Origin of the sequence: Rhizobacter sp. (assembly GCF_046595475.1) — a bacterium.
In the GTDB taxonomy this organism is placed as follows: domain Bacteria; phylum Pseudomonadota; class Gammaproteobacteria; order Burkholderiales; family Burkholderiaceae_C; genus Rhizobacter.
Genome location: NZ_JBKJOQ010000050.1, coordinates 24,328 through 41,378, shown reverse-complemented (window position 1 = coordinate 41,378; position 17,051 = coordinate 24,328). Strand labels below are relative to the sequence as shown.

General features: G+C 64.4%; 16 protein-coding genes and 2 riboswitches. Of the genes, 7 read left to right on the top strand and 9 right to left on the bottom strand.

Annotated features, from left to right (window positions below; all coding sequences use genetic code 11):
• Window positions 1-39: 39 nt before the first annotated feature.
• Window positions 40-699 (bottom strand): ribose-5-phosphate isomerase RpiA, encoded by a 660-nt coding sequence (gene rpiA / locus AC30QB_RS09835; protein WP_489546035.1) that lies wholly within the window; start codon window positions 697-699, stop codon window positions 40-42.
• Between the two features lie 53 nt (window positions 700-752).
• Here rpiA and AC30QB_RS09830 point away from each other — a divergent pair, with 53 nt between their 5' ends.
• Window positions 753-1,802, top strand: coding sequence for a quinone-dependent dihydroorotate dehydrogenase (locus AC30QB_RS09830; protein ID WP_489546034.1), 1,050 nt, complete (start codon window positions 753-755; stop codon window positions 1,800-1,802).
• Window positions 1,803-1,806: 4 nt separating this feature from the next.
• Here the strand turns inward: AC30QB_RS09830 and AC30QB_RS09825 are convergent, their stop codons facing one another.
• Window positions 1,807-2,445 carry a 3-oxoacid CoA-transferase subunit B gene (locus AC30QB_RS09825; RefSeq protein ID WP_489546033.1) on the bottom strand — a complete coding sequence of 213 codons (639 nt, stop codon included), beginning with the start codon at window positions 2,443-2,445 and terminating at the stop codon, window positions 1,807-1,809.
• Window positions 2,446-2,447: 2 nt separating this feature from the next.
• Window positions 2,448-3,155, bottom strand: coding sequence for a CoA transferase subunit A (locus tag AC30QB_RS09820; protein ID WP_489546032.1), 708 nt, complete (start codon window positions 3,153-3,155; stop codon window positions 2,448-2,450).
• A gap of 138 nt (window positions 3,156-3,293) precedes the next feature.
• Here AC30QB_RS09820 and AC30QB_RS09815 point away from each other — a divergent pair, with 138 nt between their 5' ends.
• Window positions 3,294-3,857, top strand: coding sequence for a helix-turn-helix transcriptional regulator (locus tag AC30QB_RS09815; RefSeq protein ID WP_489546031.1), 564 nt, complete (start codon window positions 3,294-3,296; stop codon window positions 3,855-3,857).
• 120 nt (window positions 3,858-3,977) lie between these two features.
• Here the strand turns inward: AC30QB_RS09815 and AC30QB_RS09810 are convergent, their stop codons facing one another.
• The gene (locus AC30QB_RS09810; RefSeq protein WP_489546030.1) at window positions 3,978-4,880 is read right to left on the bottom strand and encodes a LysR family transcriptional regulator; all 903 of its coding nucleotides are present in this window, start codon (window positions 4,878-4,880) and stop codon (window positions 3,978-3,980) included.
• 128 nt (window positions 4,881-5,008) lie between these two features.
• Here AC30QB_RS09810 and AC30QB_RS09805 point away from each other — a divergent pair, with 128 nt between their 5' ends.
• Window positions 5,009-5,425 (top strand): YciI family protein, encoded by a 417-nt coding sequence (locus tag AC30QB_RS09805; protein ID WP_489546029.1) that lies wholly within the window; start codon window positions 5,009-5,011, stop codon window positions 5,423-5,425.
• Window positions 5,426-5,437: 12 nt separating this feature from the next.
• Here the strand turns inward: AC30QB_RS09805 and AC30QB_RS09800 are convergent, their stop codons facing one another.
• The 3 genes from AC30QB_RS09800 to AC30QB_RS09790 are packed head-to-tail and all read right to left on the bottom strand — an operon-like array spanning window position 5,438 to window position 7,315.
• The gene (locus tag AC30QB_RS09800; protein WP_489546028.1) at window positions 5,438-5,857 is read right to left on the bottom strand and encodes an acyl-CoA thioesterase; all 420 of its coding nucleotides are present in this window, start codon (window positions 5,855-5,857) and stop codon (window positions 5,438-5,440) included.
• 10 nt (window positions 5,858-5,867) lie between these two features.
• Window positions 5,868-6,530: a YceH family protein gene (locus AC30QB_RS09795; protein ID WP_489546027.1), complete on the bottom strand. Its 663-nt coding sequence runs from the start codon at window positions 6,528-6,530 to the stop codon at window positions 5,868-5,870.
• 2 nt (window positions 6,531-6,532) lie between these two features.
• On the bottom strand, window positions 6,533-7,315 hold the full coding sequence (locus AC30QB_RS09790; RefSeq protein ID WP_489546026.1) for an SDR family oxidoreductase: 783 nt from the start codon (window positions 7,313-7,315) through the stop codon (window positions 6,533-6,535).
• Between the two features lie 162 nt (window positions 7,316-7,477).
• Between AC30QB_RS09790 and AC30QB_RS09785 the strand changes: the two genes are divergently transcribed.
• From AC30QB_RS09785 to gcvP, 4 genes are all read left to right on the top strand, one after another.
• Window positions 7,478-9,163 carry an electron transfer flavoprotein-ubiquinone oxidoreductase gene (locus tag AC30QB_RS09785; RefSeq protein ID WP_489546025.1) on the top strand — a complete coding sequence of 562 codons (1,686 nt, stop codon included), beginning with the start codon at window positions 7,478-7,480 and terminating at the stop codon, window positions 9,161-9,163.
• Window positions 9,164-9,182: 19 nt separating this feature from the next.
• Window positions 9,183-9,284: riboswitch (glycine riboswitch) on the top strand.
• Window positions 9,285-9,294: 10 nt separating this feature from the next.
• Window positions 9,295-9,406: riboswitch (glycine riboswitch) on the top strand.
• A 62-nt stretch (window positions 9,407-9,468) separates the two neighbouring features.
• Window positions 9,469-10,584 (top strand): glycine cleavage system aminomethyltransferase GcvT, encoded by a 1,116-nt coding sequence (gene gcvT / locus AC30QB_RS09780; protein WP_489546024.1) that lies wholly within the window; start codon window positions 9,469-9,471, stop codon window positions 10,582-10,584.
• Between the two features lie 140 nt (window positions 10,585-10,724).
• Window positions 10,725-11,099, top strand: coding sequence for a glycine cleavage system protein GcvH (gene gcvH, locus AC30QB_RS09775; protein ID WP_489546023.1), 375 nt, complete (start codon window positions 10,725-10,727; stop codon window positions 11,097-11,099).
• A gap of 37 nt (window positions 11,100-11,136) precedes the next feature.
• Window positions 11,137-14,028 carry an aminomethyl-transferring glycine dehydrogenase gene (gene gcvP / locus AC30QB_RS09770; protein ID WP_489546022.1) on the top strand — a complete coding sequence of 964 codons (2,892 nt, stop codon included), beginning with the start codon at window positions 11,137-11,139 and terminating at the stop codon, window positions 14,026-14,028.
• Here gcvP and otsB read toward each other — a convergent pair.
• Both otsB and AC30QB_RS09760 read right to left on the bottom strand, forming a co-directional pair.
• Window positions 14,016-14,786: a trehalose-phosphatase gene (otsB, locus tag AC30QB_RS09765; RefSeq protein ID WP_489546021.1), complete on the bottom strand. Its 771-nt coding sequence runs from the start codon at window positions 14,784-14,786 to the stop codon at window positions 14,016-14,018. The two genes, gcvP and otsB, sit on opposite strands and share 13 nt — an antisense overlap.
• A 1-nt stretch (window position 14,787) precedes the next feature.
• Window positions 14,788-16,995 (bottom strand): alpha,alpha-trehalose-phosphate synthase (UDP-forming), encoded by a 2,208-nt coding sequence (locus tag AC30QB_RS09760; protein WP_489546020.1) that lies wholly within the window; start codon window positions 16,993-16,995, stop codon window positions 14,788-14,790.
• Window positions 16,996-17,051 lie beyond the last annotated feature (56 nt).

Here is a 17,051-nt window from a genome sequence, read left to right as displayed (position 1 = left end):
AGGGTACGCGCTTTTCGCCCGGCGCTGGCAGGGCGATTGTCAGAAAGTGAGTGTCTTCACGCCCTGTGAAGTGCCCAGCAGGCACACGCTGGCCTTGTTGCGCGCAAAGATGCCCACGGTCACCACGCCGGGCCACTGGTTGATGTCGCGCTCCATTGCCGTCGGGTCGCTGATCGAGAGGCCGCGCACGTCGAGAATGTGGCAGCCGTTGTCGGTCACCACACCGGCTCGCAGCTGGGCCTCGCCACCCAGCGCGCGCAGGCGACGAGCCACTTGGGCGGCAGCCATGGGGATCACTTCCACGGGCAACGGGAAATGCCCCAAGGTCTGCACGAGCTTCGACTCGTCGGCGATGCAGATGAAGCGCTCGGCCGTGTCGGCCACGATCTTCTCGCGCGTGAGCGCCGCGCCACCGCCCTTGATCATGTGGCCGCCATGGTCGATTTCGTCGGCGCCATCGATGTAGACCGGAATGCTAGGCACGGTGTTGCTGTCGAGCACCGCAATGCCGTGCGCACGCAGCCGCTCGCTGCTCTTTTCACTGCTGGACACGGCACCGGCAATGCGATCTTTCATGCCGGCCAGCGCGTCGATGAAGCAGTTCACCGTCGACCCGGTGCCCACACCGATCACCGCCCCCGGCACCACATAGGCCAGCGCAGCCTGCCCCACCAACACTTTCAGTTCGTCTTGCGTCATGGCGTCTATGCGTAAGCGTTTGAGACAATGCTGGATTATCCAAGACGCCACTCATGCCCCTCGTTCCCTACGCCCTCACCCGCCCCTTTCTGTTCGGGCTCGACCCTGAGCAGGCCCACGACCTGACCTTGGGGGCCCTGGCCCGCATTCAGCACACACCGCTGGTTTGCGCGGTGTCTCAGACGCGCATCAACGACCCTCTTACCCTGGCCGGGCTGCGCTTTCCCAACCGCGTGGGTCTGGCCGCCGGCCTCGACAAGAACGGCCGCTGCATCGACGCTTTCGGTGCCATGGGTTTCGGCTCGGTGGAAGTGGGCACGGTCACGCCGCTCGCGCAAGCCGGCAACCCCAAGCCGCGCATGTTTCGCCTGCCCGACGCACAAGCGCTCATCAACCGCCTGGGCTTCAACAACGAGGGGCTCTCCGTCTTCATCGCCAACGTGAAGCGCAGCCGGTTCCGCGATCAGGGTGGAATCCTAGGGCTCAACATCGGCAAGAACGCCGCCACACCCATCGAGCGCGCGGTCGACGACTACCTGATCTGCCTGGACGGCGTGTACCCGCATGCCGACTACGTGGTGGTCAACATCTCGTCGCCCAACACCAAGAACCTGCGCGAGCTGCAAAGCGACGAAGCGCTCGATGCCTTGCTCTCAGCTGTGCAAACGCGCAAGACACAGCTCGCACAACAGCATGGCCGCCCAGTGCCCATCTTCGTGAAGATCGCGCCCGACCTAGACGAAGCCCAGGTGCAGATGATCGCCGCCGCCATCCGAAAGAACGGCATCGACGGCGTGGTCGCCACCAACACCACCATCGCGCGCGACGCAGTAAAGAAGCTGCCTCACGGTGAAGAAGCCGGCGGCCTGTCGGGCGCGCCGGTATTCGCCGCGAGCAACCGCGTGATCGCCGAGCTGCGCGCCGCGCTGGGCCAAGGCTTTCCCATCATCGGCGCGGGTGGCGTGATGAGCGGGGCCGATGCGCAGTCCAAGCTCGCCGCGGGCGCCGACGTGGTGCAGCTCTACACCGGCTTCATCTACAAAGGCCCAGGGCTCGTGACCGAGGCCGCGCGCGCCTTGAAAGCGTCGGGGAAACGCGGCTGAAACCTCAGCGCAGCGGCACGCCCGTCTTGGCCTGAAGTTCTTCGCGGCTCACGCCGGTTGCAAGCTCCACCACCTTCAGGCCTTGCGGTGTGACGTCCATCACCGCGAGGTCGGTGATGATGCGGTTGACCACGCCCACACCTGTGAGCGGCAGCGTGCAGGTCGGCAATATCTTGAGATCGATGCCGCCGTCTTTTTTCTTCGCCACGTGCTCCATCAGCACCAGCACGCGACCGACACCGGCCACCAGATCCATCGCGCCGCCCATGCCCTTGACCATCTTGCCGGGGATCATCCAGTTGGCAAGGTCGCCTTTCTCGCTCACCTGCATGGCGCCGAGGATGCTCAGGTTGATCTTGCCGCCGCGGATCATCGCGAAGCTGTCGTGCGAGCCGAAGATGCTGGAGCCGGGGATGGTGGTCACGGTTTGTTTGCCCGCGTTGATGAGGTCGGCATCGACCTCGTCTTCGGTCGGGAACGGGCCTATGCCCAGCATGCCGTTCTCGCTTTGCAGCCACACCTCGGTGTCGGCGCGCACGTGGTTGGCCACCAGCGTAGGCAAGCCTATGCCCAGGTTCACATAGAAGCCGTCTTGCAGCTCGGCGGCGGCCTTGGCGGCCATTTGATCGTGTGTCCAGGCCATGGTCAGGCTCCCGCTTTTTCAGTGATGGTTCTCTTCTCGATGCGCTTCTCGGGTGTCGCATTCAACACGATGCGATGCACATAGATGCCCGGCAGATGAACGGCGTCGGGGTCGAAGGTTCCGGTCTCGACGATCTCTTCAACTTCCACCACCGTGATCTTGCCGGCCATGGCCGCGGCGGGGTTGAAGTTGCGCGCCGTGCGGCGAAAGATCAGGTTGCCGCTCTTGTCGGCCTTGTGCGCCTTGACCAGGCTCACCTCGGGCAGCAACGCGCGCTCCATCACATAGACCTGGCCGTCGAATTCACGCGTTTCCTTGCCCTCGGCCACCAGCGTGCCCACGCCGGTCTTGGTGAAGAAAGCCGGGATGCCAGCACCACCGGCGCGCAGCTTCTCGGCCAGCGTGCCTTGCGGCGTGAACTCAAGCTCCAGCTCGCCGGCCAGGTACTGGCGCTCGAACTCTTTGTTCTCGCCGACATAGCTGGAGATCATTTTCTTGATCTGTCGCGTCTCGAGCAATTGGCCGAGGCCGAAGCCGTCAACACCCGCGTTGTTGGAAATCACCGAAAGATTCTTGACGCCGGTGTCGCGCAGTGCGGCGATCAGCGCTTCAGGGATGCCGCATAAACCGAAGCCGCCCACGGCCATCAGCTGGCCGTCTTTGACGATGCCCTTCAGTGCCTCGGCGGCACTGGCGTACACCTTGTTCATTTGCTGTCTCCTGCGGGGATGAATTGCAATCCGGGAGCGTACTACGTAACCCATTACGTAGTCGTTACGTAGAATTGATTACCGACATACCCGCGCACCTTCCTGCACACCTTTTCGCCTCACACCCCGGACCCCACGATGGCCCTCAGCGCAGACGACTACCGCACCGCCTTCGACCTGGCCCCCATCGGCATGGTGTTGTCACGCAACCGGCTGATGTTGGACTGCAACCAGCAGCTGCTCGACATGTTTGGCGCCGCCAAAGAGCAGCTGCTGGGCCAGTCGTTCGAAGTGCTCTATCCCACACACGACGAGTTCGAGCGCACCGGCCAGCGCATCGTGGCCAGCCTCAACGCCAGCGGCTGGTACGCCGACGAGCGCGTGATGAAGCGGGTAGACGGCCCGCAGCGCGGCGAGCTGTTTTGGTGCCACGTGTCGGGTCGCGCGCTCGACCCAAACCAAGCGCACGCCGCCGGCATCTGGTCTTTCGAAGACCTGTCGTCACGCCGCCAGCTCAAGGCCGAGCTCACCGCCCGCGAGCGCGAAATTGCGGCGCTCTTGATCGACGGCCTGACCAGCAAGCTGATCGGCAAACGCCTGGGTATCAGCCCGCGCACGGTCGACGTCTACCGCGCGCGGCTGATGCGCAAGTACGCGGCCTCCACCACGCCCGACTTGGTGCACAAGCTGCTCAGCGTTTAACGCTCAACAGCTGGCGACTTTGAGCGGCACGTACCGCGACAAAGGTCGATCCTTCGCCATGCGCACCGTGGACCTTCAAGAGTGCCGAGATTCGCCGTCACGATGCCCCAGGCGAGCCATTTAAGCCAAGCGAGCGAAAGCATCTTGCAGCACGGCGAGCACGGCGGCCACACGAGGCACGCGCAACGAACCCTGAGGGAGCAGCGCATGCACATCCAATGCCGCAAAACGCCATTCAGGCAGCACCTGCACCAACCGGCCCTCACGCTCAGCCGCCCGCAATTCGGCCATGGGACGCACGCCGATGCCCAAACCGGCGTAGCAGGCGTCGCCCAGGACACGCGTGTCATCCGCCTCGAACCCACCGCCCACCGGCGCCTTGATCGTGCGGCCCTTCGCGTCCACCAGCGGCCAGTCGGCTTGCGGTTGCTGCGAAGCAAATCGCAGACATCGGTGATGCCGCAGATCGTGCGGAGTGCGCACCGGCGCTGCACGCGCCAGATAGGCCGGGGTGGCCGCGAGAGCCCACGAACTCACAGTGAGTTTGCGCGCAACCAGGCGGGTGTCGGCCACCGGCCCGACCTGGACCACGATGTCGAAGGCTTGGGCCCGGGGGTCGACGGGCTCATTGGCAAGACTGAGCTGAAGCTGGAGCAGCGGGTTGGCGTCGAGTAACTGCGTCAGCTGCCCCAGCACCAGCGGGTGGCTGGCCCCGCCGGGAATGGCCACGCGCACCAAACCACTGAGCGCGGCTTTTGACTCGCTGATCTCGTCGTGCGCCGCGTCCAGTTCCAGAAGAGCGCGGCGCGCCCTCGTGTACAGCAGCAGACCTTCGTGCGTGACGCTCAGTGCTCGCGTGGAGCGGTGAAAGAGCTTGACCCCGAGTTGACGCTCGAGGCGCATGACCCGCCGGCTGACAGCATTGGGGCTCACACGCAAGCTGCGCGCTGCTGCAGACAAGCTGCCCCCATCGACGACGAGCACCAGCGTACGCAACTCATCAATTTTGTCGAATGCGGCCATTTTCATCACCTTGGTGAAACTGAAGTATCGCCGCGCTGGCTGGTGGCAAGACCCAGGGCTGCCTACATTTTCACGGCGCGCGGTCGACCCGAGCGGCGCACACCCTGCAACTCCCCAAGGACAGCCTCATGAAGAATCGATACCTCACCCTTCGCACCCCGGCGTGCTCGCGGGTCGCACTGCTTGCATGCCTGCTGTCGCCCGCTGCCATATGGGCCACTGAGGGTTCACCTTGCGGCCCCGGCATGTCGGGGGCACCAAAGACCATCGTGTTCTACGCGCCTGGGGCGCGCGTCGCCCGGGCCAACGAACTGATGCCCGAGCATTTGGCCTTCCTGAAATCGCAAATGTCTCAGGGCAACATTCAATATGCCGGCCCCTTGGTCGCAGGCGGAGCACCCACCGGCAAGGCGGTGCTGATCTATAACTCTGCCGACGCTGACATCGTCAAAGCGGTGGTTCAAACCGATCCCATGGTCATGGGCCAGGTTTTCAGCTACGAGATCGGTACGTGGTTGGAGTGCCAGCGCTCTACCGGGGCCTGATCCCCTTGGGCCTCAGGCCAGCAGCTCGCGCAGCCGCTCAGGCAACGGCGTAGATTTCTGCAAGGGGAAGTCCACCCACACGATCGTCGCGCCACCTGCCGCACTGATCACGCCAGCTTGGTCGGTGCGCTCCAGCGTGGTGAAGCTGTCGAAGCTGCTGCGCCCGAGGTTGGCGGCGTAGGTCCTCGCGAGCACCGTGCCCGGGTATTCGAGCTGGACCAGGAAGTTGCAGAAGGCATTGATGATTACAAAACCTTCGCCGCTCGGGTCGGGCTGGAAGCCCGCGCCGTTCAGCCATTCGATGCGAGCAGTTTCTAGATAGCGGAAGTAGCTGACGTTGTTGACATGGCCCATGGCGTCCATGTCGCCCCATCGTATGGGGATTTGCATCTCGTGAACCAGGCGCTTCTCACGCGGTATCTCAATGCGCATCGCACCTCCCTCAGGGCTTGGTCACACCCAGCTCCGCATACAGCTTGTCGACCAGCGCACGCAGATCGTCGATTTCGCGCTGCATGGTGAGCTGCTGCGACTTGAGCGACGCAAGCTCGCTGGCCGCTACAAAGTCTTCAGACTGCGCCGCCACCGGCATCGCCGAAATGTCGATCGCACCACTCATCAAATGCGCCCAGCGCGCTTCGCGAGCGCCGGGTGCGCGCGGCAGCTTCACGGCCAGCGGGCCACCCTTGTCGTCTGACCGCGTGGCCAGCTCATCCAGAAAGCCTTCGACCGACGACACATCGGCAAAACGATGCAAACGATCGCAGTTGCCGCGCAGCTCGGCGCTGGTCTGCGGCCCACGCAGCATCAGCGTGGCGAGCAGCGCGACCGACTGTGAGGGCAAGGCCATCACGCGGCCCATGTTGTGTTCGTAGCGTGTGACCCGCGAGCCGCTCGACTCGAACACCAGGTGCAAGGCCTTGAGCGCGTCAGCCGCCATCTGCACTTTGGCTTCGGTGGCGCCCATCACCGGGTCTCGTGTCGTCTTCTGGTTGCAGCCCGACATCAGCGAGTTGAGCGACAGCGGGTAGCTGTCGGGCACCGTGTGGGCCTTTTCGACCAGCACGCCAAGAACGCGTGCTTCCAGCAGCGAGAGTGGACGCACAGTCAGACTGAAAAGCCGTCGTCCGCCTGGATCACCGCCCCGTTGACGAAATGGCTCTCGTTCGAGCACAGCATCATCAGCACCACGTCCAGGTCTTGCGGCTGGCCCACGCGCTTGCGCGGCAGCATGCTGATGAGCTTCTGGCCCTGGTCGGTGCTCCAGTGGTGGTGGTTGATCTCGGTGTCGATGTAGCCGGGGCAGATCGCGTTGACGTTGATGCCGTAGCGGCCCCATTCCAGCGCCATCGCGCGGGTCATGTGCACCACGGCGGCCTTGCTCATGCAGTACACGCCGATCTGGCCCAACACTTTCAGGCCTGCCATCGACGCGATGTTGACAATGCGCCCGCCGGTGAAGGTGCCTGGCGCCGAACCCTTGGCACGCGCCAGCATGCGCTTGCCCACCTCTTGCGCCACGAAGAAGGCGCCCTTGGTGTTGGTGTCCATGATGTAGTCGTAGTCTTCCGGCGACACATCGGTGAGCTTCTGCGTGGTGCTCACGCCCGAGTTGTTGACCAGGATGTCGATGCTGCCCATCTCGGTCTCGGCGTGCGCCACGGCGGCCTTGATGCTGTCGTGGTCGGTCACGTCGAGTGTGACCACGTGCGCAACGCCGCCCGAGGCTTCAATCTCCGCGCGCAAGGCCTTCAGTCGCTCGACACGGCGGCCTGCCAGCACCACCGCTGCGCCCGCGCCGGCAAGCGTCTTGGCGAACTGCGTGCCCAAGCCGCTGGAGGCTCCGGTAACCAAGGCCACGCGGCCCGACAGATCGATGGTGTAGCCCATGTTCTTCTCCTCGACGTCATCACAAAGTGGCGATGAAGATAGCACGCGCCTCGGGCACATTCGACTCGCCAGGAACTGCAGAGCGAAACGAAAACGAACGACCGTTCTTTTCAGTCTTCGCGCCATTAGAATGCGCGGCAATTGTTCAATGAAGGAGCCCGCATGACCCCCGCCGAAATCCTCGCCCAGTACGGACCCCGCGAAGCCATGGAATACGACGTGGTCGTCGTCGGCGGCGGCCCGGCCGGCATGGCCACCGCCATTCGCCTGAAGCAGTTGGCGGCGGCGCAGAGCAAGGAAATCTCGGTGGTGGTGCTTGAGAAAGGCTCAGAGCCCGGCGCGCACACCCTGAGCGGCGCGGTGATGGACCCGAAGGCCCTGACCGAGCTGCTGCCCAACTGGAAGGCCGATGGGGCCCCGCTCAACCAGCCCGTCACCGGCGACGAGCTGCTGGTACTCACCGAAAAGGGCTCGTTCAGCACGCCGAAGTTCTTCATCCCAAATTGCTTCCACAACGAAGGCAACTACATCGTCGGCTTGGGCAATGTGGTGCGCTGGCTGGGCCAACAGGCCGAGGCGCTGGGCGTCGAAATATTCCCCGGCTTCGCAGCCGCCGAGGTGCTCTACAACGATGACGGCAGCGTCAAAGGCATTGCCACCGGCAACCTCGGCGTCGGCAAAGACGGCCAGCCGAACAGCAGCTTCCAGCTCGGCATGGAGCTGCACGGCAAGTACACGGTATTCGCCGAAGGCGCACGTGGCCACCTGGGCCGCCAGCTCATCGCCAAGTACAAGCTCGACGCAGGAAAAGACCCGCAGGCCTACGCGTTGGGCGTGAAAGAGCTGTGGGAAATCGACCCCGCAAAACACAAGGCCGGCCTCGTCATCCACACCGCCTTCTGGCCCATGAAGGACGACACCTACGGCGGCGGCTTCATGTACCACCTCGAAGACAACAAGGTGACGCTGGGCCTGGTGACCGGCCTCAACTACAGCAACCCCTACCTGAGCCCGTTCGAAGAGATGCAGCGCTGGAAGACACACCCGCGCATCAAGGCCTACCTAGAGGGTGGCAAGCGCATCAGCTACGGCGCACGCGCCATCACCACCGGCGGCATCATGAGCTTGCCCAAGACGGTGTTCCCAGGCGGCGCGCTGGTGGGCTGCGATGCCGGTTACCTCAACGGCGCGCGCATCAAGGGCAGCCATGCCGCAATCAAGAGCGGCATGCTCTGCGCCGACGCCGCATTCAACGCCGTGCAAGCCGGCCGCCAGCACGATGAGCTGGCCGAGTACCCGGCCGCATTCGACAAGAGCTGGCTGCGCGCCGAGCTGGAAACCTCGCGCAACTTCAAGAGCTGGTTCAAGTTCGGCAACCTCATCGGTGGGTTGATGGTGGGCATTGAGCACTGGGTGCTGCCGCGCCTGGGCTTCAAGGCGCCGCCGTGGTCGTTCCACCGCCACAAGGCCGACCACCTGTACCTCAAGCCGGCAGCCGAATGCGAGCAGATCGTGTACCCCAAGCCCGATGGCAAGATCACCTTCGACCGCCTGGGCAGCGTCTTCGTCAGCAACACCAACCACGAAGAGCACCAGCCGGCTCACCTCACGCTCAAAGACAACAGCGTGCCGGTGCAGATCAACCTCGCCAAATACGCCGGCCCCGAAGCCCGTTACTGCCCAGCCGGCGTGTACGAATTCGTGAAAAACGAAGACAACACCGACCGCCTGCAGATCAACGCGCAGAACTGCGTGCACTGCAAGACCTGCGACATCAAAGACCCGACGCAAAACATCGTGTGGGTTACGCCCGAGGGCGGCGGCGGGCCGAATTATTCGGGCATGTGAACCACCTGGGGAGCTACACTCCCCGACGCTAGGAGAGAGCTTCCACGGAAGCCGCCGAAGGCGCAGGGCCGAACAGAAATGTGACGCTCAAACGCTCAGGCAAAAGGACTGGCAAGCGCCTCTGAAAAGAGGCGTTCCTCGCTGGAGAGAGGCCCACCCTGAGTGGGCCCACCGAAGGGGCAAGCGCGTGGCCGTTGACCGGCCCGCGTCAATCTCTCAGGTAAAGCGGACAGTGAGGGCATTGCAGGCATTCATCACCTCGGTGGCGAATACTTGTCTCATAAGAATGCCCTCGGAGCACTGCCATGTCTGCCACCCTTTCTAAAACACCGCTGCACGCCCTGCATTTGGAGCTGGGCGCCAAGATGGTGCCCTTTGCCGGCTACGACATGCCGGTCAATTACCCCGGCGGCATCATTGCCGAGCACAAGCACTGCCGCGACTCGGTCTCATTGTTCGACGTGTCGCACATGGGCCAGCTGCGCTTGGTAGGGCCTGATGCCGCCAAGGCCCTCGAATCGCTGGTTCCGGTCGACGTGGTCGATCTCGCACTCGGCAAACAGCGCTACGCGCTCTTCACCAACGCCAGCGGCGGCATCCTCGACGACCTGATGATCACGCGCCGAGAAGGTGATCTCTTCGTCATCGTCAACGCCGCCTGCAAAGACGCCGACACCCTTCACCTCGTCACCCACATCGGCCACCGCTGCACCGTGCAGCCCCTGCCCGAGCGCGCCCTACTGGCGCTGCAAGGCCCGAAAGCCGTGACCGCTCTGCGCCGCCTCAACCCCGAAGTGGCCAGCCTCACCTTCATGACCGGCATGCATGCCCACATCGTCGGTGCCGACTGCTTCGTCACCCGCTCGGGCTACACCGGCGAAGACGGCTTCGAGATCTCGGTGCCTGCCGACAAAGCCGAAGCGCTGGCTCGCGCTTTGCTCGCCCTGCCCGAAGTGAAGCCTGCCGGCCTGGGGGCACGCGACACGCTGCGCCTGGAAGCCGGCATGTGCCTCTACGGCCACGACATCAACGACACCACCTCACCCGTCGAAGCCGGCCTCACCTGGGCCATCCAGAAGGTACGCCGCCCCGGTGGTGCGCGCGCGGGCGGCTACCCGGGTGCCAACGTCATCGAGTCACAGCTCGCGCACGGTGCCAGCAACAAGCGCGTGGGCCTGCTCGGGCTCGAGCGCGTGCCCGTGCGCGAAGGCGCATCCATCGTCGACGCCCAGGGCCACAAGCTGGGTCACGTGACCAGCGGCACGCTGTCGCCCAGCGTCAACCAGCCCATCGCCATGGCCTATCTCGCCAGCAACCACGCCTTGCCGCACCACGAGGTGTATGCCGAGGTGCGTGGCAAGCGCCAGCCCATGCGCGTGACCGCCATGCCGTTTACGCCGCACAGGTACTTCCGCGGTTGAAACTGCCGCCCGTTCGCACTGAGCCTGTCGAAGTGCTGTTCAGAGAATCGCGCCGGCTTCGACAAGCTCAGCCCGAACGTAGCAAGTCGAGCAACAAACCCCTCTTCAAATTCAACGCCTCACCCCACAGGAGCCATCCCATGACCACCATGTACACCCCCGATCACGAGTGGATCAACATCGAAGACCACGAAGCCGCCACCGTCGGCATCACCCTGCATGCGCAAGACGCGCTAGGCGATGTGGTGTTCGTTGACTTGCCCGAGGTGGGCCGCACCTTCAAGAAAGGCGACGTGGCCGGTGTCGTTGAGTCGGTCAAGGCGGCTGCCGATTTGTACATGCCCATCAGCGGCGAGATCGTCGAAGTGAATGAGACCCTGCGTGCCGACCCGGCCCTGGCCAACACCGACCCCTTGGGCACCGGCTGGTTCTTCAAGGTGCGCGTGGCCGACATGGCCGAGTTCGAGCAACTGATGGACGCGCCCGCCTATGACGAGCTCGTGAAGAACGCCTGAACCTTCTCTCTGCCACCACGCCCTTGCTGGAACCAACATGCTGATGCCCGCCCACAAGCCCCTCGGTGAGCTTGAAAACGTTTCTGAATTCGTGGCCCGCCACATCGGTATCGAGGCCGGTGACGAAGCGCACATGCTGTCGGTGATCGGTGCGGCTTCGCGCCGTGCGCTGATCGACGCCATCGTGCCGCGCACCATCGCACGGCCGCTGCCCATGTCGCTGCCGGCGCCGCTGACCGAAGCGCAGGCCCTGGCCGAGCTGAAGGGCATCGCCGACAAGAACCAGGTGCTTAAGAGCTTCATAGGCCAGGGTTACCACGGCACGCACACGCCAGGCGTGATCTTGCGCAACATCCTTGAGAACCCGGCTTGGTACACCGCGTACACGCCTTACCAGGCCGAGATTTCGCAAGGACGCATGGAAGCGCTGGTCAACTTCCAGACCATGGTGTGCGACCTTACCGGCCTGGCCATCGCCGGTTCGTCCATGCTCGACGAGGCCACCGCCGCGGCCGAAGCCATGACGCTCGCCATGCGCGTGGGCAAGAGCAAGTCCACCACCTTCTTCGTGGCCGACGACGTGCTGCCTCAAACGCTGGAAGTGGTGCAGACACGGGCGCGCCCGCTCGGCATCACCGTGCTTACCGGCCCCGCCATCGATGCCGCCCGCGCGCAGGCTTTCGCCGCGCTGTTCCAGTACCCCGGCGTCAACGGCGTGGTGCGTAACCTCAAGCCCGTGATCGAGGCGGTACACGCCGCAGGCGGTCTGGCCATCGTCGCCGCCGACCTGCTCGCACTCACCCTGATCACTTCGCCCGGCGAGATGGGTGCCGACATTGCGGTAGGCAACACCCAACGCTTCGGCATGCCCATGGGCAATGGCGGCCCGCACGCCGCCTACATGGCAACCAAAGACGAATTCAAGCGCTCCATGCCTGGCCGTTTGGTCGGCGTGAGCGTCGACACCCACGGCAACCCGGCTTATCGCCTCGCGTTGCAAACGCGCGAGCAACACATACGCCGAGAGAAGGCCACCTCCAACATCTGCACGGCGCAAGTGCTGCCGGCCGTCATCGCCAGCATGTACGCCGTGTACCACGGGCCCGAGGGCTTGAAGCGCATTGCCCAGCGCGTGGCGAGCTACACCGCCATTCTGGCGGCAGGGCTTGAAGAGCTGGGTGCGCCGCTGGCGCAGGGCGCGAGCTTTGACACGCTGGAGATCATCAGCGGCGACAAGACCGAGCAGGTGCTGAAGGGCGCGCGCGCAGCGGGCTTCAACCTGCGGCGCGCGTCAGCCAGCTCAGTGGGCGTGACGCTCGACGAGACAACCACGCGCGATGACATACGCGCACTCTGGACACTCTTCGGTCGCGCCGGCTCGTCGTTCGAGAAGTATGAAAAGGGCATCGCCCCGCGCATTCCGCCAGAGCTGCTGCGCAGCAGCCCTTTCCTCACGCACCCTGTCTTCAACACCCATCACTCTGAGACCGAGATGCTGCGCTACATCCGCAGCCTGTCAGACAAAGACCTGGCGCTAGACCGCAGCATGATCCCACTGGGCTCATGCACCATGAAGCTCAACGCCACCAGCGAGATGATCCCCATCACCTGGAGCGAATTCGCCAACGTGCACCCGTTTGCGCCGCAAGACCAGCTGCAGGGCTACACCGAGCTCGACCAGCAGCTGCGCGACTGGCTGTGCCAGGCCACCGGCTACGCCGGCATCAGCCTGCAGCCCAATGCCGGCTCGCAAGGTGAATATGCTGGCCTGCTGATCATCAAGGCCTGTCACGAGGCCCAGGGCCAAGGGCAGCGCAACATCTGCCTGATCCCCGAGTCGGCCCACGGCACCAACCCGGCCAGCGCCCAGATGGCCGGCATGCAAGTGGTGGTGACCAAGTGCGATGCCGATGGCAACGTCGACCTCGCCGACCTGAAAGCCAAGTGCGAGCAGCACAGCGCCAACTTGTCATGCGTGATGATCACCTACCCCAGCACCTACGGCGTGTTCGAGACGCGGGTGAAGGAGCTGTGCGCCCTGGTGCACCAGCATGGCGGGCGTGTTTATGTGGACGGCGCCAACATGAACGCGTTGGTGGGCATTGCCGCACCGGGCCAATTCGGTGGCGACGTGAGCCACCTCAATTTGCATAAGACCTTCTGCATTCCGCACGGCGGCGGCGGCCCCGGTGTTGGCCCGGTGTGCGTGGTGGCCGATCTCGTGCCTTACCTGCCAGCACATCGTGCGGCGGGCATTGGCACTGACACCCAAGTGGGTGCGGTGAGCGCAGCCCCGCTGGGCAACGCCGCCGTGCTGCCCATCAGCTGGATGTACGTGCGCATGATGGGCGCCGACGGACTGAAGCTGGCCACCGAAACCGCCATCTTGAGCGCCAACTACATTGCCGCACGACTGGCCGACCATTACGACATCCACTACAGCGGCAACATCGCCGGCGTGAAGGGCGGGGGCGTGGCGCACGAATGCATCCTCGACCTGCGGCCACTGAAAGACAGCTCGGGCATCAGCGCCGAAGACGTGGCCAAGCGCCTCATCGACTACGGCTTCCACGCGCCCACGCTGAGCTTCCCGGTCGCAGGCACGCTGATGGTTGAACCCACCGAGAGCGAGCCGCTGGTCGAGCTGGATCGCTTCTGCCACGCCATGATCGCCATACGCGAAGAGATACGCAAAGTGGAGCAAGGCGGCTGGCCGCGCGAAGACAACCCGCTGAAGGCCGCGCCGCACACCACGGCCGCGCTGCTCAAGGCCGACTGGCCCCACGCCTACTCACGCGAAGAAGCGGCCTTCCCGGTCAAGAGCCTGCGCCAGCAGAAGTATTGGTCGCCGGTGGGCCGGGTCGACAACGTCTACGGCGACCGCAACCTCTTCTGCAGTTGCGTTCCCCTGGCCGCTTACGAAGACTGAGGCAGAGCCCGGGCCAGTTGCAGCAAACGCCGCAGCAATTGGCCCATGTCGGCTTGCTCGCTCAAGCCGAAGCGTGCGCGGCTGGGCGGGCCTTCATGGCCCACCTTCACCGTCAGCCAGTCGGCGGGCACCCGCTCAAACACCGGCTCGTCGTTGATGTCGTCGCCCGCAAACAAGGCGGCGCCCGCACCCACCCTCTCCACCAGCGACATCACGGCATCGGCCTTGTCGTCGGCATCGTCGGGGGCGACGTTCATCACGCACTTGCCGTGAAAGAAATGCAGGCCTGGCGGCTTGCCGGCCACCAGCTCTTCGATGCAGATTCGCGCGGCCTCCTGGTCGGCCGCCAGCCGGTAGTGCAAGGCCAGCGAGTAGTGCTTGTCTTCGAGCTCTATGCCCAGCGCCGACCAGCGGGGTTTGCTGAGGGCCAACTCGTGACGCAAGGCATCGAGCCGCTCAACCGAGCCCGCTTGCATGGTGCCGTGGGGGTCTTCGGCGCCATGGTTGCCCAATATGTAGTGGGGCTCGAACGACAAGCGCGGCGCCACGTCCACCACCGAACGCCCGGTCACGATGGCCACCGGCAGCAAGGTCTTCAGCTCCGCAAACAAAACGGCCCACGCAGCCGGCAGACGCGCCTCTTCGGGGCGATCGACGATGGGCGCGAGCGTCCCGTCGAAATCAAACGCCAGGAGCGGGCGGCGTTGCATCACCGAGGCGAGCGCGCTTTCGCCCTCGGGCGAGAAAAGTGGCTGCATGTCAGTCGGACTGGTGAAGTTGTACGCGTGCCTCCACGCGGCTGCGCAGCCGCAAGCGGGCCGCACGTGTGAGCATGCGCCCAGCCCAGCGGAACACGTTGAACTCGCGCACGGTGGCGCGCATGCTGGCCATGCGCTCGCGTTGCTCTTCGCTCGGCATGTTGAGGCCTCGATAGAGCGCATCGGCGGTTTCTTCGACGTGGTACGGGTTGACGATCAGCGCTTCACCCAGCTCACGTGCCGCACCCGCAAAGCGGCTCAGCAACAGCACACCCTGCTCGTCGTCGCGAGCCGCGACAAACTCCTTGCACACCAGGTTCATGCCGTCGTGCAGGCTGGTCACCACGCACACGTCGGCTGCTCGGTACAGCTCAATCAACGCCTCATGGCCGTGATGCTTGGCGAGCAGATGCACCGGCTGGTAACCCGGCCTGCCGAAGCGGTCGTTGATGCGCTGCGTGACCTGGTGTATGCGCTCCTGGAACACGCGGTACTCGTCGAGCGACGAACGCGTGGGCGCCGCCACCTGCACGAAGCTGAACTGGCCCACACACTCGGGGTGCTTGCTCAGCATGTGCTCCACCGCATGCAGCCGCTCCAGAATGCCCTTGGTGTAGTCGAAGCGATCCACCCCCAAAGCCAGCTTCAGCTTGGGCGGAAACCCCATGCGCGCAAACACCCGTTCGCGGCACGCCTCCACCGACGGCATGGTCTGCATTTCTTCAGGGCTGGGCCACGCGATCGAGATCGGGTAGCTCTCGATCAAGGTCTCGTCGGCCTGGTAAGAGATGGTCGAGTGCTCGTGCTCGATGCGGGCTTCCAGGTTGCGATCCACCGTTTCGATGAAGTTCTTGCAATGAAAGCGCGTGTGAAAGCCGAGGATGTTGCTGCCCAGCAAACCCTGCAGCAGCTCTTGCCGCCATGGGCAGATGCTGAACGACTCGGGGTTGGGCCAGGGGATATGCCAGAAGGTGATGATGGTCGCCCGCGGCAGCTTGGCGCGCACCATGGCCGGCAGCAGCGCGAAGTGGTAATCCTGCACCAGCACGATGGGGTCTTCGCCCCGCGCTTCGGCCACCACCGCGTCGGCAAAGCGCTGGTTGACCTCGCGGTACTTCTTCCAGTCGGATTCGCGGAACACCGGCCGCACATGGGCCACATGGCACAACGGCCACAGGCCTTCGTTGGCAAAGCCGTAGTAGTAGCCCTGCTCCTCCTCCGGTGTGAGCCAGATGCGCCGAAGCTGGTACTCCTCGAGCCCGGGCGGCACAGCAACGCGATCGTGCGCATCGACCACCGACCTGTCGGCGCTGCCGCTGCCGTGGGCGATCCAGGTGCCCGAGCAAGCGCGCATCACGGGTTCCACCGCCGTGACCACGCCGCTCGCCGGTCGCTCCACCACCACACCGTCGGGCGTGTTGACGTGGATGTAAGGCTCACGGTTAGACACGACCAAAACCTGATCGCCACGCAATTGCGACTGCAGCAATGCCCGCAACCGGTCAGGATTCCATTCTTCTTCGGGCCCCAGACCTCGGCGGTACTGATCTTCGAGATCGCGCAGGCGCGCGCGCAAGTCGGCCGCGAGGGGCGCCAGCTCGGGCGGCGCGGCGCCGCGCTCCATCGGGCGCAGCAGGCCCTCGCCACGCAAGATGGCCCGCATGCCCTTCACCCAGCCGTGCCAGCTCAGTTGGGCCACCACCATGGTGATAAGCGCCATGACCGCGCCAAGCACCACGATCAAAATGATGAGGTACTGGCGCGTGTCTTGGCTGCGCCGATCAATGAAGCTCAGGTCGTGCAGCAAGATGAGGTTGCCGATGCGCCGCCCCTGGCTCTCTACCGGGTATTGCCCCACCTGCATCGCCCCACCTGACACCCGCAGCAGAGGCTCGCGCTGGCCGGCAGTCTGCTCGGCGGCGCTGCAACTCAGGGTGGTCGGGTAGCCAGCGGTGCGCTGGAGCAGCTGGCCGTCGTCTCCGCACAGGCCGACGGCAATCAGACGCTCGTCTTGAACGGCACGGTTCAGTAAAGATTGCACACGCCCATCCCGGCCTTGCTGCAACGCGTCCTCGATCGACTCGGACAGTGCACTGGCCACCAGAGCGCCACGCATGTCGAGGTCACGCGCGAACCAGCGCAAGGTCAGCCGGTCCATGAGGGGCAGCGCAATATAGGCGGCGGCTGTGAGTGTCAGTACCAGGGGCACCAAAAATCTCAACTGCAAGCGCAGCGTTTTCAATGAGAATAAATCGTGCAGCGGAT

Excerpts from the sequence above, each read along its gene's own strand:
- rpiA (WP_489546035.1), bottom strand. The coding sequence starts at position 699 with ATGACGCAAGACGAACTGAAAGTGTTGGTGGGGCAGGCTGCGCTGGCC.
- AC30QB_RS09830 (WP_489546034.1), top strand. The coding sequence starts at position 753 with ATGCCCCTCGTTCCCTACGCCCTCACCCGCCCCTTTCTGTTCGGGCTC.
- AC30QB_RS09825 (WP_489546033.1), bottom strand. The coding sequence starts at position 2,445 with ATGGCCTGGACACACGATCAAATGGCCGCCAAGGCCGCCGCCGAGCTG.
- AC30QB_RS09820 (WP_489546032.1), bottom strand. The coding sequence starts at position 3,155 with ATGAACAAGGTGTACGCCAGTGCCGCCGAGGCACTGAAGGGCATCGTC.
- AC30QB_RS09815 (WP_489546031.1), top strand. The coding sequence starts at position 3,294 with ATGGCCCTCAGCGCAGACGACTACCGCACCGCCTTCGACCTGGCCCCC.
- AC30QB_RS09810 (WP_489546030.1), bottom strand. The coding sequence starts at position 4,880 with ATGGCCGCATTCGACAAAATTGATGAGTTGCGTACGCTGGTGCTCGTC.
- AC30QB_RS09805 (WP_489546029.1), top strand. The coding sequence starts at position 5,009 with ATGAAGAATCGATACCTCACCCTTCGCACCCCGGCGTGCTCGCGGGTC.
- AC30QB_RS09800 (WP_489546028.1), bottom strand. The coding sequence starts at position 5,857 with ATGCGCATTGAGATACCGCGTGAGAAGCGCCTGGTTCACGAGATGCAA.
- AC30QB_RS09790 (WP_489546026.1), bottom strand. The coding sequence starts at position 7,315 with ATGGGCTACACCATCGATCTGTCGGGCCGCGTGGCCTTGGTTACCGGA.
- AC30QB_RS09785 (WP_489546025.1), top strand. The coding sequence starts at position 7,478 with ATGACCCCCGCCGAAATCCTCGCCCAGTACGGACCCCGCGAAGCCATG.
- gcvT (WP_489546024.1), top strand. The coding sequence starts at position 9,469 with ATGTCTGCCACCCTTTCTAAAACACCGCTGCACGCCCTGCATTTGGAG.
- gcvH (WP_489546023.1), top strand. The coding sequence starts at position 10,725 with ATGACCACCATGTACACCCCCGATCACGAGTGGATCAACATCGAAGAC.
- gcvP (WP_489546022.1), top strand. The coding sequence starts at position 11,137 with ATGCTGATGCCCGCCCACAAGCCCCTCGGTGAGCTTGAAAACGTTTCT.
- otsB (WP_489546021.1), bottom strand. The coding sequence starts at position 14,786 with ATGCAGCCACTTTTCTCGCCCGAGGGCGAAAGCGCGCTCGCCTCGGTG.